This window comes from Streptomyces sp. NPDC059816 (genome assembly GCF_042732055.1).
GTDB lineage: Bacteria > Actinomycetota > Actinomycetes > Streptomycetales > Streptomycetaceae > Streptomyces.
Map to the genome: position 1 here is coordinate 29,765 of NZ_JBHWIQ010000029.1, position 14,513 is coordinate 44,277.

At 72.0% G+C, this 14,513-nt stretch carries 16 protein-coding genes; 7 read left to right on the plus strand and 9 right to left on the minus strand.

The features are described 5' to 3' along the window. Positions 1-199: 199 nt before the first annotated feature. The 5 genes from ACFV88_RS30050 (at position 200) to ACFV88_RS30070 (ending at position 3,872) form a co-directional block, all read left to right on the plus strand. The gene (locus ACFV88_RS30050) at positions 200-1,213 is read left to right on the plus strand and encodes a DUF3533 domain-containing protein (protein ID WP_385495180.1); all 1,014 of its coding nucleotides are present in this window, start codon (positions 200-202) and stop codon (positions 1,211-1,213) included. A 197-nt stretch (positions 1,214-1,410) separates the two neighbouring features. Next, positions 1,411-1,587 (plus strand): hypothetical protein, encoded by a 177-nt coding sequence (locus ACFV88_RS30055; RefSeq protein ID WP_385495182.1) that lies wholly within the window; start codon positions 1,411-1,413, stop codon positions 1,585-1,587. Between the two features lie 170 nt (positions 1,588-1,757). Next, complete coding sequence (locus tag ACFV88_RS30060; protein ID WP_385495183.1) at positions 1,758-2,981, plus strand: helix-turn-helix domain-containing protein; 1,224 nt, start codon at positions 1,758-1,760, stop codon at positions 2,979-2,981. A gap of 154 nt (positions 2,982-3,135) precedes the next feature. Beyond that, complete coding sequence (locus ACFV88_RS30065; protein WP_385495184.1) at positions 3,136-3,564, plus strand: hypothetical protein; 429 nt, start codon at positions 3,136-3,138, stop codon at positions 3,562-3,564. Beyond that, positions 3,558-3,872 (plus strand): hypothetical protein, encoded by a 315-nt coding sequence (locus tag ACFV88_RS30070; RefSeq protein WP_385495185.1) that lies wholly within the window; start codon positions 3,558-3,560, stop codon positions 3,870-3,872. The genes ACFV88_RS30065 and ACFV88_RS30070 overlap by 7 nt, the downstream gene beginning before the upstream one ends. A gap of 26 nt (positions 3,873-3,898) precedes the next feature. On the opposite strand, the gene ACFV88_RS30075 is transcribed toward ACFV88_RS30070, so the two are convergent. Next, complete coding sequence (locus ACFV88_RS30075) at positions 3,899-4,243, minus strand: hypothetical protein (RefSeq protein ID WP_385495186.1); 345 nt, start codon at positions 4,241-4,243, stop codon at positions 3,899-3,901. Between the two features lie 220 nt (positions 4,244-4,463). Between ACFV88_RS30075 and ACFV88_RS30080 the strand changes: the two genes are divergently transcribed. Further along, positions 4,464-4,736: a chaplin family protein gene (locus tag ACFV88_RS30080; RefSeq protein ID WP_385495187.1), complete on the plus strand. Its 273-nt coding sequence runs from the start codon at positions 4,464-4,466 to the stop codon at positions 4,734-4,736. A 36-nt stretch (positions 4,737-4,772) separates the two neighbouring features. Continuing rightward, positions 4,773-6,080 (plus strand): hypothetical protein, encoded by a 1,308-nt coding sequence (locus ACFV88_RS30085; RefSeq protein ID WP_385495188.1) that lies wholly within the window; start codon positions 4,773-4,775, stop codon positions 6,078-6,080. On the opposite strand, the gene ACFV88_RS30090 is transcribed toward ACFV88_RS30085, so the two are convergent. The 8 genes from ACFV88_RS30090 to ACFV88_RS30125 form a co-directional block, all read right to left on the minus strand. Continuing rightward, a complete protein-coding gene (locus ACFV88_RS30090; RefSeq protein WP_385495189.1) occupies positions 6,052-6,756 on the minus strand; it encodes a hypothetical protein in 705 nt (234 codons plus the stop codon). The two genes, ACFV88_RS30085 and ACFV88_RS30090, sit on opposite strands and share 29 nt — an antisense overlap. A 127-nt stretch (positions 6,757-6,883) precedes the next feature. After that, positions 6,884-7,789 (minus strand): S1 family peptidase, encoded by a 906-nt coding sequence (locus ACFV88_RS30095; protein ID WP_385495190.1) that lies wholly within the window; start codon positions 7,787-7,789, stop codon positions 6,884-6,886. Positions 7,790-8,122: 333 nt separating this feature from the next. Then, positions 8,123-8,959, minus strand: a complete 837-nt coding sequence (locus tag ACFV88_RS30100; protein ID WP_385495191.1) for a DUF1684 domain-containing protein — start codon at positions 8,957-8,959, stop codon at positions 8,123-8,125. Between the two features lie 80 nt (positions 8,960-9,039). After that, a complete protein-coding gene (locus tag ACFV88_RS30105) occupies positions 9,040-10,389 on the minus strand; it encodes an NtaA/DmoA family FMN-dependent monooxygenase (protein WP_385495193.1) in 1,350 nt (449 codons plus the stop codon). Continuing rightward, positions 10,386-11,465, minus strand: a complete 1,080-nt coding sequence (locus ACFV88_RS30110; protein ID WP_385495194.1) for an LLM class flavin-dependent oxidoreductase — start codon at positions 11,463-11,465, stop codon at positions 10,386-10,388. The genes ACFV88_RS30105 and ACFV88_RS30110 overlap by 4 nt, the downstream gene beginning before the upstream one ends. Positions 11,466-11,680: 215 nt before the next feature. Beyond that, positions 11,681-12,640, minus strand: coding sequence for an ABC transporter substrate-binding protein (locus ACFV88_RS30115; protein WP_385495233.1), 960 nt, complete (start codon positions 12,638-12,640; stop codon positions 11,681-11,683). A gap of 143 nt (positions 12,641-12,783) precedes the next feature. Further along, positions 12,784-13,536 (minus strand): amino acid ABC transporter ATP-binding protein, encoded by a 753-nt coding sequence (locus ACFV88_RS30120; RefSeq protein ID WP_385495234.1) that lies wholly within the window; start codon positions 13,534-13,536, stop codon positions 12,784-12,786. Between the two features lie 68 nt (positions 13,537-13,604). Next, positions 13,605-14,498 carry an amino acid ABC transporter permease gene (locus tag ACFV88_RS30125; RefSeq protein ID WP_385495195.1) on the minus strand — a complete coding sequence of 298 codons (894 nt, stop codon included), beginning with the start codon at positions 14,496-14,498 and terminating at the stop codon, positions 13,605-13,607. Positions 14,499-14,513 lie beyond the last annotated feature (15 nt).

The window sequence follows — 14,513 nt, forward strand, 5'->3', positions numbered from 1 at the left end:
CTCGTCCGCTTCCGTCTCCGTTTCTCCTCCGCGCCGGTCGCGCCCCCGCTTCCCACCATAGACCACTTTTCGAACGTGCGTACGATAAGCGAGGGGGGTGGGCTCCCGTGGGTGCGGGTCGCTCCGGGGCTCGTGTCCCGGTCCGCCATTCGGCCGTGTCCCACCTGCGGAAGCAGCACTCGGGCCGGACGGTGAGGGCATGCGCTTCGTCGACGAACTGAAGAGCGCGGTGACCCCGCGCGCGGCCCTGTTGGTGGTCGGCGTGGTCGCCCTGCAACTGCTCTTCATCACCTCCTACGTCGGCGCCCTGCACCACCCGAAGCCGACGGACGTCCCCTTCGCGGTCGCAGCGCCCGCTGCGACGGTCGACCGCACCACGGCGCAGTTGGCCGCGCTCCCCGGCGATCCGCTGGACACCCGGACGGCGCCGGACGCCGCGGCGGCCCGGAACCAGGTGCTCGACCGGGAGGTCTACGGCGCCCTCCTGGTCGATCCGACGAGCCGGACGGACACCCTGCTGGTCGCCTCGGGCGGCGGGGCCGCACTGTCCACGACCCTGGTCAAGCTGGTCACGGAGGCGGTGGAAGCCGAAGGGCGCACGGTGCGCACCGAGGACGTGGCGCCCGCCTCACCCGAGGACTTCGAAGGGCTGTCGTCCTTCTACCTGGTCGTCGGCTGGTGCGTCGGCGGCTACCTCTGCGCGTCGATCCTCGCGATCAGCGCGGGGGCGCGCCCCGCCAACCCCACCCGGGCCGTGATCCGGCTGGGGGCGCTGGCCCTGGCCTCCCTCGCCGGCGGGATCGGGGGCGCGGTGGTCGTCGGCCCGATCCTCGGTGCGCTCCCGGGCAGCACGTTCGCCCTGTGGGGGCTCGGCGCGCTGGTGACCTTCGCGGTCGGCGCGGCGACCCTGGCGCTCCAGGGCCTGACCGGGATCGTGGGCATCGGGCTCGCGATCCTGATCGTGGTGATCGCGGGCAACCCCAGCGCGGGCGGCGCGTTCCCGCTCCCGATGCTCCCCCCGTTCTGGCAGGCGATCGGCCCCGCCCTCCCGCCGGGCGCCGGCACCTGGGTGTCCCGCTCGATCGCCTACTTCCACGGCAACGCGGTCACCGGGCCGCTGCTGGTGCTGTCCGCCTGGGCCGTGGGGGGCTCGGCCGTGACGATGCTGACCGCGATCCGCCGCCCGCGCCCCGCACCTACGCCCGCCGAGTAGGTACGGGGGCACTACGCCATGACGGGAGCTGGGTAGGGTCACAGGACCCGTACGGAGGACTGAGCACCCCTCAGGCCCACGACACCCGACAACCCCTCACCGGGACAGAAGGGTCGTCTTGCGTAGAAGTTCAGCCCTCTACCGCGCTTCCCCCTAGCGTGACGGGACGAGCACTTCAGGTGAGGAGGAGGGCAGTCATGTACGTCATGCGTGACCATCCGGAGGGTGGTTTCTACATCGTGCACGGGACGAGTGGACACCTCGCCCACATCGATCGTGACGGGCACCAGACCGCAGCGATCTTCGAGGACCGGGCCGAGGCGGAGATGTGCGCGGACGCCCTCAACGTGGCAGAGGAGGAGAGGTACTGGTGACCTCAGTCCGCTCGCCCATCTGCCCTGGGCCGGCAGGGCGAGCCCGATTCCGCGAGACCCGAGTGCCGAGTGAGCGCCGGCGTCGGAGCCGATGGGACCCGGCAACGCAACACGCCCCAACCGGGCGTTGAAGGTACCGTTTTGATGTCGAGTCAGAACGGAGCCCCCTCATGCCCGCGACCCCCGACAGGTCCCCCCTCACCTTCGGCCAGCGACTCCGCTCCCACCGCGAACGATCCGGGATGTCCCGGCCCGTCCTCGGCGGTCTCGTGGGACGGTCCGCGGAATGGGTGAAGGCCCTGGAGAACGGACGACTGCACCTCCCCCGACTGCCGCTGCTCCTCCGCCTGGCCGAAGTGCTCGGCATCGACGACCTCGCCGAACTGACGGGCGACGAAAGAGTATCGGCAGCCACCTACACCAAGGCCGCGCACGCGAGCCTGCCCGCGGTACGGGCGGCACTCACCACTTTCCGATTCGCGGCGGCCGACGAAGCGCCCGAAGCCGCCGAGGACCTGGAGTCTCGCGTACGACACGCCTGGCAGCTGTGGCACGGCATCGGAGACCACCGCACCAAGGTCGCCACGCTGCTCCCGGCCCTGATCACTGACTGCCGGCACGCCGTCCGCGGTCTGGAGGGCACCGCCCGTCGCCGGGCGCTCGCCGCACTGGCCCAGACCTACCACCTCACCCAACTCTTCCTCAGCTTCCAGCCCGCGCCCGAGTTGGTGATGCTGGCCGGCGACCGCAGCATGGCGGCTGCCCAGGACGCGGACAGTCCGCGCTCGATCGCCGTCGCCGCCTGGTACATGAACCACGTGTTCCGGGACGCGGGGGAACGCCACGAGGCCCGCGTCGACCTGGCCATGCAGGCGGCGGACCTCCTCGATCCCGACCGGCGACCGGAAGACCTCGCCCGATGGGGGTTGCTGCACCTGGCAGTGGCGCTCTCCTTCGCCAAGATCGGCCGCCGAGGTGACGCCGAACGCTTCTGGGACCGTGCGGACGACGCCGCCCGGCGCTTGGGCGACGACTACACCCATCCCTGGCTCATCTTCGGGCGCCGCACGGTCGACGCCTACGCGGTCACGATGCACGCGGACCTGGTCAGCCCCGGCCGGGCCGTCGACGCGGCCACCCGCATCGACCTCGCCCCCGTGCCGTCAGCCACCCGCCGGGCCTTCCACCTGATCGAGTCAGCACGTGCGTACCGACTCCAGGGCGAGGACATCGCGGTGATCCATCTCCTCAAGAAGGCGCAAGCGACATCCCCGGAGACGGTGCGGTTCAACACCTTCGCCCGACCCACCGTGACCGACCTCGCGACGGGAACGAACGCGATGATCCGGGACGACGCGCGGGTCCTGGCCCGACAGATCGGCGTACCTGCCTGACGGGTACGGGCACCTGGGTACAAGAGGTACCCGTCTTGACCTGGGGATTCCCTGTACCTCTCGCTACAGAGCGGAACTTCTAACGTCAGTCGCCCAGAGCACCCGGTCAATTCCACGAACCGACCGGGTGCGGGCCGACTGCGAGGAGCCGCCCGTGCAACACAGCGAAACCGACCTGGTACCTGACACGACGGTGTCCCCACCGGAAGCGCCACACCTCCTGTCCGACCGGCTGACCGCATGGGCCCGCACCCGGGACACCGGTGAACGTGCCGCGGTTGCCGCGCTGCTTCAGGAGAGCGACGTCCTGGCCCGGGAGGACGTACGGGACTTGCTCGTGATCGACACGGGGAAGCGCGCGTACTGCGACTGGCCGCGGTTCGAGGGCCAGTACCGCACGGTCCTCGTTCTGGACACGAGTGAGCGTGCGTTCTTGGATCTCGTCGTGGCGGTGGGGTTTCCGCGGCTCGTGCCGTTGTGGCAGGTGGAGAACTTGGGTGAGCGGCGGCTCGCGATCGTCCTCCGTGCGCTGGCGGCGCTGGCCGGGGTGGACACGATCGCGGTGGGTACGCGGGCGTGGTGATGTTCTGCGTGCGGTGCCTGTGGGCGATCCGCGAGGGCGAGCCGTACGACTCGCAGCTGCGGCAGTCCCCGTCCGGACCCGGCACCACCGTCCACCTCCACCGCCGCTGCCTCCCGCACACGGTCCCCTGCGCGCCGTGCGTCAAAGCCCGCATCTTCGGCACCGACCACCACCACTGCCGCAAGTGGGCACCGGGCACCCACCGGGTCCACCGCGGCCGGGCGACGCTGAAGCTGAACCTCCGCAACCGCCCGCAGCCCTGCCCGTGCACCTGCCGCACCCGGACCCGGGCACGAGCGCGAACGTGATGCTGCGGCGTACCGCCAGGGGAACCTCAGGGCTTGACGTCCGGCGCCGGCGCGGGCAGCCCCTCGTACCAGCCCTCGGCCGCCAGCCAGAAGGCACCCAACGCGACGAGGACCGCCACGGCCCGCCCCGCCGCACCCGCGGCGGACAGCCGCAGCCCACCCGCACGCGGCAGCCACCAGGCCCCGAGCGCGCAGCCGACCCCGACCAAGACCGTCAACGGCAGTTCCGCGTAGAGCACGCTCCAGTCCGGCCCGCTCGCGGATCCGGCCCGGGCCCGTACCTCCGCCCCGGCGGCCCAGGCGACCAGACCGGTGAAGGCGCCGATCAGAGCCGTCAACGAGCCGGTCAGCACTTCAGCCTTCTCCCTCATGGCCCGATTGTCACACCTTCGGACTACGCGCTGTTGACAGCTCGTCAATGGCGTTGGGCTCCCTGCTCCGAACGCCGGATATTGCGGGGGCCCCGGCGCGCCTACGTGTCGGCAGCCGGGTTTCCTCGTTGGTGGGGGTGCGGCTCGGGTCCGTCCGGCCGGCGGGTGGATGCTCGGGCACCGCGATGCGGTCCGGGCTCCCGGACGAAGGAGGAACACGATGGGTGCTGGGACGCGGAGTGCGGTACTGGGTGCGGTGGCCGGGGTGGCCCTGCTGCCGGCCGGTGCCGCCCACGCGAGCGTGATCGGGATCGGGAACGCGGTGTTCGGCAACACCTGCGTCAGCCAGAGCAGCGCTCGGGCCGACGGGTCCACGGTGGCCGGGAGCGGAGTGGGGGGCGGCAACCAGACCGGCCTGCCGTTGAGCCTGCCGCGCAACCAGTGCGGCAACAGCGGCATCGTCTGCACGGCCCTGTTCAGGTCGAGTGTGTGAACGGTCGGTGAGCAGCGGGGGCCAGGAGGGACGAGAGTGAGCGAGACGGTGGCGGCGGCTCCGGTGCGGGAGCGGGCGGTGGACGCCCTGTTGGCGCTGAGCGGGCGCACGCTGCCCCTGCTGCGCGAGTGGGTCGGCTCGGAGCCGGACTGTGGCACGGCACGGGCGCTCCTGGCACTGGCGACCGGTGACTGGTGGGAAGAGGCCGTGCTGAAGGAGCAGTTGGTGATCGCGCACCGGGACGCGCTGGCCGTCGGTGAGCGGGAGGCGAGTCTGGTGTACGGGGTGTTCCTCCACACGCACCGGCAGTACCAGCTGACGGCCGATCACCTGGTGGGTCACTTCGACCGGTGGCCCGCCGATGAACTGGCCGGACTGATGCTGGGTGCGTTCTCCTCCTGCGGGGACGCCGCCTACCGTACGCACGGCGACGCCCTGGTGGAGCGGCAGTCGGCGGTGGCGGGTCCGGACAGTTGGCCGTGGACGAGTTGGCTGGCCTCGACCAGGGCGGAGCAGGGCCGGGTACGCGAGGCCCACGGGCTGGCCGAACACGCGCTGGAGCTGCATCCCCGCTCGGGCGTGGCCGCGCACGCCCTCGCGCACGCCGAGCACGAACTGGGGAGCGGGCCCGCTTGCACCGACTTCCTGGACCAGTGGCTCGCAGCGGACCCGCAGGCGGTGCAGTCACGGCATCTGAACTGGCACGCCGCACTCCAGTCCCTCGCGTGTGGCGACTTCCCCGATGCGCGCCGGCGGGCGGACACGGCACTCGCGGGTACGGACGTCGGGATGCGGGCCGCCACGAACTGGCGTCTGCTCCTGGTCGGACAGTCACCGGCCGGTCGCACCGATCCGGACCGGGTCCGGGAACTGCTCGCCGCGCCGGGCGGGACGGCGGAGGTCTTCCACACCTTCAACCTGGCGTTGGCCCTGGCCGTGGAGGCCGCCACCGACGACCTGTACGTCCTGGCCCGCCGGGCCGCCTCCGACGAACGCGCCGACTTCCGCGAGGTCCTGGCCCCCGTGGTACGGGCTCTGGCGGAGATCACCGCGGGCCGCCCCCGCGTCGCGGTGGACCTGCTGACCGGACTGGGCGGGGAGTCCGAGCGGATCGGCGGGGTACGGGTCGAACGCGAGATCATCCAGGACACCCTCGCCCGTGCCCTCGTCGACGCCGGCGAACCCGCCCGCGCCGCCGACCTGCTGCGCCACCGCACCACCACCCGCCACCACCACACCTACGAGGACCTCCTCCTCGCCCCCCGCGAGCCCGGCCGGCCCCCGTCAGCCCCCGGCACCGCACGGGCCGTCCCGGTCAGCGCGCCCCCTTCAGCAGGTTCATGACCCGCTCGTGGCAGTCCCCGGCCCCGTCCAACACCCTTACCCGCATCGCCAGTTCCTCGACCTCGTGGACGAACCGGTCGGTGAACTCGCCGGCCGCCACCGTGTCGTACGCACCGGACGGGATCAGCGGGAAGCCGGCGCCGCAGCGGGGCAGGGAGAAGTCGACGTCCTTCGCGAAGCGCGCCCCCGTGAGGAACTCCAGCACCCCGGCGTGGGTCAACCAGTCGGAGACCGTGCCGTCGGCGAGGGTGATCCGGTAGTCGACGGCTTCGACGACGGCCTGCTGACGACCGCCGTTGAGGATGCCGACCTGCCAGGTCTCCTCCTCGGAGGCGAAGGCGCCCGGGCCCCAGTCGGAGCGCCAGCCGAGCGCGGGCCGCACGGCCAACGCGTACTGGGTCCGGGTGAGCACCGCCGCGACGGCCACCGCGATCAGACTGCCGAGCGGGTTCATGTCCATCAGGCGCAACCGCCAGGGCCACTGGGTCGCCAGTTCACCCGTCACGTTGGAGCGGACGACCTCCCACACCAGGACCAGGGCCAGGACGACCAACAGCACGATCGGGGCGGTGAACAGCACCGGGCTGCGTCGCACCAGCCGTTGCCCGTCCCGTTCGTCCCGTCCAACCCGCGGCCCGCCTGGCGTTCCCGGTCCGCGCGCGCTGTCGTTCGGCATGACGGTGCCCTCCCCCGCTCCGGTGCGGGCCCCTGCCGCACGACGAGCCCCCGCCGGGTCGCGGCGGGGGCTCGTGATCCTACGGAGTGCGGTCCGGGCGGCGGAAGGTCCCGCCGCCCGGAGCGGTTCACCCGATGGTGAGGCCGTAGGCGTTGAGGGCTTCGACCACGGGCTGGAAGAACGTCGTCCCGCCGGAGGAGCAGTTGCCGCTGCCGCCGGAGGTGAGGCCGTAGGCGGTGGTTCCGGCGTAGAGCGAGCCGCCGGAGTCGCCGGGCTCGGCACAGACGTTGGTCTGGATCATGCCGTAGACGATGTCTCCGCCGCCGTAGTTGACGGTGGCGTTGAGGGCGGTGACCCGACCGCTGTGCAGACCGGTGGTGGAGCCGCGCCGGTAGACCGTGGTGCCGACGGTCGGGTTGGCGGCGCGGGTGATGGTCTGGCTGCCGACCGCGCTGGGCTTGGCTATGGAGGTGTTGGTGTAGCGGACGAGCCCGTAGTCGTTGACGGGGAAGCTCGACCCCTCGGTGGGTCCGAGGACGGTGGTGCGCGCGGAGTTGGAGTACCAGTTCGTGGCGCCTTCGGTGCAGTGCCCGGCCGTGACGAAGTACTGGGTGGTCCCGCGGCGGGCGTTGAAGCCGAGGGAACAGCGCCAACTGGTCGCGTACGTGGCGTCGCCGCCCGAGATCAGCGGGGCGAACGTGCCCTTGACCCGTTTGACGGTGATCGCTCCGGCAGCGTCACCGGCCGCCTTCTGGATCTTGGCGATCTCGGCCGCGGAGACCGTGCTGTCGACGGTGACCGCGACGCGGCCGGTCGCCGGATCGACCGACCAGGCGGTACCGGCGACGTCCGCTTCGAGCACGGAGTTGCTGGCCTTGGCGAGTGCGACGGCGTCGTACGTCCCCGTGGTCCCGGCACTGGCGGAGCCGGCCGAGGGCACGGCGAGCGCAGCGGCGGCCACGAGTCCGGTCGCGATGGCGGTGAGCCGGGTTCGTCTCTTCGTGGTGCGGAGGGTGGTGCGCTTGATCCTCACTTGTCGTTCCTCCCGAGGGAAGTCAGGGGGCCCGCGTGGGGTGTTGAGGGCCCGTGAGGCGCAGTCGGGACACGTCCGTTCCAGATGCGAAGATGCCGTGCCCCTGACAAGCGCTGGTCGGGAGTATTCCGAGACCGGGCAGGTCGGAACAAGGGCACCTTTCGGCCGTGCGGATGGACACTGACGGACGGGAGCGCCCCGGCGCCGCCCCGCGCCCGGGACGCCCCGGCCTCCATCGATCGCACGGCCCCACCGGGCGCTCCCGGCCGCTGTCGGCAGCCTTCCCCCCTCCGTGCCGTTCGTGCTGGTCGAGGCCGTTCAGGGGGAGCCCCCCTAGTGACCCACGGGGTTGCGTTCACCCGCCACGATCGCCAGCGGAAGCGTGTTGCCCGGGGGCGGGAAGGGGCAGAGGAAGTGATCCGCGAAGGCGCACGGGGGAAGGAGCGCACGATTGAAGTCCACCGTCGTGCGCCCCTCGGCGTCGGGCGCTCGGGGACGCAGGAACCGGAAGCGGTAACTGCCCCCCTCCTCCGGGGCGTTCCCGCTGGTCGCATCGGCGAAGACGGCCCACAGCGAACCGCCGGGCTCGATGCCCACCCGCAGGACGTGCTCGGTCCCGTCGAAGTCGAAGGCGAGTTCACCGTCCAGCGCCAGCCCCCTCCGGTGCCCGTCCACGTTCTCGACCTGGACGCTGCGACGGTCCCCGGCGTACGGGGTGAACCGTCCGGGCACCGACCAGCGGTCGGCGTAGGGGGCGGCGTCGATCCCGCGGAACTCCGCGCGCAACGCCGATGCCGGGTCGAAGTCCCGCACCGCCCACAGCCCTTCACGTGCGAGAACGACGAACCGTCGGCCCCCCAGCGCGACCCGGGCCGCACCGGGTCCGCCGGTGTCCGCGGTCAGCCGGACCTCTCCGGCGAACGACCGCCCGTCGAGGAAGAGCCCTTCCTCCCCCGTGGCCGTCAGGACGACCGCCGAGCCGTCCGCCGCGGTGGTCCACCGCCCCGGAATGGCCGGAACCAGACCCTCCGGATGGTCCGAGAGCCAGTGCGTGCCCCGTAACGCCAAGGGGCCGTAGGGTCCGGCGATCGTCTCCGTCCGCTGGGCGTGCCACCGCTTCCACTCCTGCTCGGCGTCCGCCGTCCCGGCCCGCCGGTTCCGGTCACCCATGTCGTACTCCCTCGTCGTGGCTTCGTCATGACTGCGCGCGTCGGTGCCCCTCGGCTCCCGCACCGCGCGTGGCGCCCCCGTCAGGAGGGCACCGCGGCGGGCACCCGCAGCCCCAGGTGGGAGCGCAGGGTGGTGCCCGTGTAGGCGGTCCGGAAGGCGCCGCGCTCCTGGAGCAGCGGGACGACCCGGCCGACGAACTCGTCGAGCCCGCCCGGGGTGAGGTGCGGGACGAGGATGAACCCGTCGGCGGCCCGCGCGTCCACGAACTCGATGAGCTGGTCGGCCACCGCCGAAGGCGTTCCGACGAAGGACTGCCGGCCGGTCGCCTCCAGCACGGTCTGCCGGAGCGAGAGGCCCTTCTCCTCGGACAGGGCGCGCCACTTCGCGGCGAGCGCGAGCGGGTCGCCCGGTGCCACCCGCCCCTGGACGAGGGTGGAGGTGGGGTCGGGGTCGATCGCCGGCAGCGGGCCGTCCGGGTCGTGGTCGGTCAGGTCGACCCCCCAGACCAGTTCCAGGGTGTGGATCGCGTTCTGCGGGGAGAGTTGCTGCTGCCGGATCTCGACCGCGCGTTCCTGGGCCTCGGCCGCCGTGTCACCGAGGACGACGGTGACACCCGGCATGATCTTCAGGTCGTCCCACTGCCGGCCGTACCGGGCGAGTCGCCCCTTCACGTCGTCGTAGAAGGCACGACCGGCTTCCAGGGTGCCGTGTCTGCTGAAGATCACGTCCGCCGACGCGGCGGCGAACTCCCGGCCCTCTGCGGAGTCCCCGGCCTGGATCACCACGGGGTGTCCCTGCGGGGAGCGCGGCACGGTGAACTGGCCCGCGATGTCGAACTGCTCGCCCCGGTGGGTGAAGGGCCGCGGGGTTCCGTCGGGTGCCCACGAGTCCCACAGTTCGCGCGCGGTCGCGACGAACTCGGCGGCGCGGGTGTACCGGTCTGCCCGGTCGAGGTAGCCGCCGCGCCGGAAGTTCTCCCCGGTGAACGCGTCCGAGGAGGTGACGACGTTCCACGCGGCCCGGCCGTCGCTGAGGTGGTCCAGGGTGGCGAGCCGGCGGGCGAGCTCGAAGGGCTCGTTGAAGGTGGCGTTCACGGTCGCCGCGAGCCCCAGCCGGTCGGTGACGGCGGCCAGCGCGTTGAGCACCGTGATCGACTCCGGGCGGCCCACCACGTCGAGGTCGTGGATCGCCCCCTTGTGCTCGCGCAGCCGGAGCCCTTCCGCGAGGAAGAAGAAGTCGAGCAGCCCCTCTTCGGCGACCCGCGCCAGGTGCTCGAAGGACGAGAAGTCGATCTGTGACTTCGACTGCGGGTCGGACCAGACGGTGGTGTTGTTGACGCCCGGGAAGTGGGCGGCGAGGTGGATCTGTCGATGGGGACGGCCGGTGCTCCCCGGGTGTGCGGGGCGGCCGTCGCGGACGTCGTCGGTCATGAGGAAGCCCCCGTGCGTGCGTAGCGGTTGGCGGGCCGCGCGAGTCCCAGGTGCTCCCTGAGCGTGGTGCCCGGGTAGAAGGTGCGGAACAGGGCGCGGTGTTGGAGCAACGGGACCGTTCCGTTGACGAGGCGCTCCAGGTCACGGCGCGGCTCGATCGGGGTGAGGTGGAAGCCGTCGGCGGCCCCGTGGGCGTGCCAGGCGGCGATGAGGTCGGCGAGGTCGACGGGGCCGCCCCGGTAGAGGGGGCCGTGCGGGCTGGGGCGCGGGCCGCCCCCGCCGTGGCCGGGCTCGGCGGCGTACTCGCCCTCGCCCAGGTCGATGGTGAGGGCGGCGAGGACGCGCAGGGCGTCGGGGTCCCGACCGTGCGCGGCGGCTGCGGCGCGCAGTTCGCTGCGCAGGGCCGCGCTGTGTTCGGGCCCCGCCACCCGGATCAGTGCGACGTCGGCGTGGCGGGCGGCGGTGTCCCGGGCGACGGGTTCGGTCGCGTCGACGACGATGACGGGGTGGCCCTGGGGCGGCCGGGGCACGATCGAGGGGCCCTTCACGGAGAAGGTGTCGCCCTCGAAGTCCACGTAGTGCAGCTTCTTGCGGTCGATGAACCGGCCGGTGGTCGTGTCGCGGATCTCGGCGTCGTCCTCCCAGCTGTCCCACAGCCGTCGGGACACCTGGGCGACCTCGCCGGCCTCCTGCCACAAGCGGTCGACGGGCGCCGCGTCCCGGCGCCCGAACAGTCGGGCCTCGGCCTCGCCCGTCGAGACGTCGGGGCGCCAGCCCGCCCGCCCCCGGCTCACCCAGTCGAGGGTGGCCACGGCCGCCTGCACGTGGAAGGGCTCGGTGTGCGTGGTGGTCACGGTCGGCACGAGCCCGATGCGACCGGTGACCGGGGCGAGCCGGGCGAGCACCGCGAGCGCATCGGGGCCGGGGCGCCCGAAGGAGTCGTCGAGGGTGAGGAAGTCGAGGGCGCCGCGTTCGGCGAGCCGCGCCAGTTCGGCGTGGGGCCGCGGCTCGAACGCCCCGGGGAGGTCGATGGCGGCGGCCAGGTGCAGCAGTCCCCGGCCGGGGGAAGCGGTCATGCGGACGGACCCTTCTGGTGGGGGTGACGAGGTCGGTACGGTCCCCCCGGGTCGCGGTGGCGCACGCCCTGGTCGGGGGCGGGGCGCACGACCCGGGGACAGCGCGGTCGGGCATCGGGGGTACGGATCGGAGGTCAGGGGTCAGGGGTCAGGGGTCAGGGGAAGAAGGTCGGAAGTCAGGGGCCAGAAGTCAGGGGCGGGGGGCGGGCGTCGGGTCAGGGGCGGGGCAACCCCTCGGGGTTGATCTCCGACTTCTCGATGGCCTCGCCGGACAGCCCCCACCGCTTCAGCACCTTCGCGTAGGAGCCGTCGGCGATGACCCGGTCCAGCGCCGCGGCGTACGCCTCGACCAGGCCGCTGTCCTTCTTCGTGGTGGCGGCGATCTTGCCCTGGAGGTCGCCCCCGGCCCCCGACAGCGTCCCGATGACCTCGCTCTGGCCGGCGGACTCCACGTGGTAGGCGACGGTCGGGTTGGGGCCGAGGTAGCCGTCGATCCGTCCGGACTGGAGGGCGAGGTAGTAGTCGGTGTCCTTCTGGAAGTACTTGATGGAGACGGGTTCGCGGCCCGCCTTCTCGTTCTGTTCGCTCCAGTCGACGAGGATCTTCTCCTGGTTGGTGCCGGAGGAGACGGCGATGGTCTTGCCCGCCACGTCCTCGGGCCCGTCCACCTTCCAGCCGCTGCCCTTCTTCGCCTCGAACGCGAGGTTGTCCAGGCGGTAGGTCGCGAAGTCGTACTTGTCCTTGCGCTCTTCGGTGACCGTGACGTTGGAGAAGACCGCGTCGAACTTCCCGCTGTCGAGGCCGACGAAGAGGTTCTCCCAGGAGACGATCTGCCCGTCGAGCTCCAACCCGAGGGTGTCGGCCACCAGGGTCGCGAGGTCGATCTCGGAACCGATGCGGGTCTTGTCGTCGGTCGCGAAGAAGCCGAGCGGGGGTGCCGCGTCGGCGCTCAGACCGGTCCGCAGGACGCCGGCTTCCCGGACCTCCTTCGGCACCAGGGCCGCGATCCGCTCGTCCTTGCCCACCCGGATGCGGTCCTGGTCGGGGCCGATGTTGATGCTGCCGACCCGGTTGCCCTTCGACGACCCGGCCTTGGACGTCGAGGGGTCGTCGTTTCCGCAGGCGGCGAGCAGCGGTGCCGTCAGCAGGACGGCGGCGGGCAGGACGGCACGCAGGCGCCAGGGCGACCGGACGGCCGCGGTGCTGCTGGTGCTGCTGACGGTGGTGCGGGGGTGGGACGGCACGGTGCGCTCCTGGGCTGGGGGATCGAAGGGATCGAAGGGGTCGAAGGGGCCGCGACGGGCGGGGGCGGCGGGGGTCACAGGACCTTGGACAGGAAGGCGCGGGTGCGCTCGTGCCGGGGGGCGTCCAACACGGCGGCGGGCGGCCCCTGTTCCACCACCCGGCCCTCGTCCATGAACACGACGGTGTCGGCGACCTCGCGCGCGAAGCCGATCTCGTGGGTGACCACGATCATGGTGGTGCCCTGGTGGGCGAGGTCCTTGATGACGTCGAGCACCTCACCGACCAACTCGGGGTCGAGCGCGGAGGTGGGCTCGTCGAAGAGCAGGAGCCCCGGTTGGAGGGCCAGCGCGCGGGCGATCGCGACCCGCTGCTGCTGTCCGCCGGAGAGTTGCGCGGGGTAGGCGCCGGCCTTGTCGGCGAGTCCGACCCGGGCGAGCAGGCGCTCCGCGGTCGCGACGGCCTCCTTGCGGGGGCGCTTCAGCGCGGCGAGCGGGGCCTCGACGACGTTCTCCAGGGCCGTGAGGTGCGGGAAGAGGTGGAAGTTCTGGAAGACGAAGCCGATCCGGGTGCGCTGTTTGAGCACCTCCCGCTCCCGTAGCTCGTACAGCTTGTCGCCGGAGCGCCGGTAGCCGATGAGGGAACCGTCGACGCTGATCCAGCCGCTGTTGACCTTCTCCAGGTGGTTGATGGTGCGCAGCAGGGTGGACTTGCCCGAGCCGGAGGGCCCGAGGATCACCGTCACCTCTCCCGTGCCGACCTGGAGGTCGATGCCGCGCAGCACCTCCAGGGATCCGAAGCTCTTGTGGACGCCCCTGATGTCGACCATGACGTCCCGTGCGGGACCCCCGGTCTCGGGTGTCGTGGACGCGGGTGCGGCGGCGGGTACGGGCGCGCTCATCGCGTGGCCCCCTTCGAGAAGTACCGTTCGACGTAGTGCTGGAGGACGGTGAGCACGGTGGTCAGCAGGACGTACCAGACGGTGGCGACCATGAGCAGCGGGACCACCCGCCCGTTGCGGCCGTAGATCACCTGGACCTGGTAGAACAGCTCGCCGATCGCCATCACGGAGACGATCGAGGTGCCCTTGAAGAGGGAGATCACCTCGTTCGCGGCGTTGGGCAGGATCGACCGCATCGCCTGGGGCAGCACGATCCGGCGGATCTGGCGCAGTCTCGGGATGCCGAGGGCGGCGGCCGCCTGGAGCTGTCCGCCGTCCACGGAGAGGACCCCGCCGCGGACGATCTCCGCGGCGTACGCGGCCTGGTGCAGGGCCAGCCCGAGCACCGCCGCGCTCATCGCGCCGACCAGGCCCATGGTGTCGAAGCCGAAGAAGCCGGGACCGAACGGGATGCCGAACCGCAGTTCCTCGTACAGGTAGGCGAGGTTGAACCAGAACAGCAGTTGCACGATCAGCGGGATCGAGCGGAAGGCCCAGATGTAGGCGAAGGCGACGGCTTTCAGGAACGGGCTGGCCGACAGCCGCATGAAGGCCAGCACGATCCCGACGGCGAAGCCGAGCGCGGTGCCGTAGAACGTGAGTTGGAGGGTCACCCACACCGCCTGGAGGACCACCTCGGCGGTGAAGAACTCGGCGAACACGCCCCATTCCCAGCCGGCGTTGGTGACGAGTCCGTGGACGAACTGGGCGAGGAGCACGGCGGTCACCGTCACGGCGACCCAGCGCCAGGGGTGGCGGACGGGCACCACCTTGAGGGAGCCGAAGTCGTCGGTGGGCGGGGTCGGTCCGCGGGCGGTCGAACCGAGCGGTGGATCGCTGGTCAGGGACATGCGGGATTCCTCTGA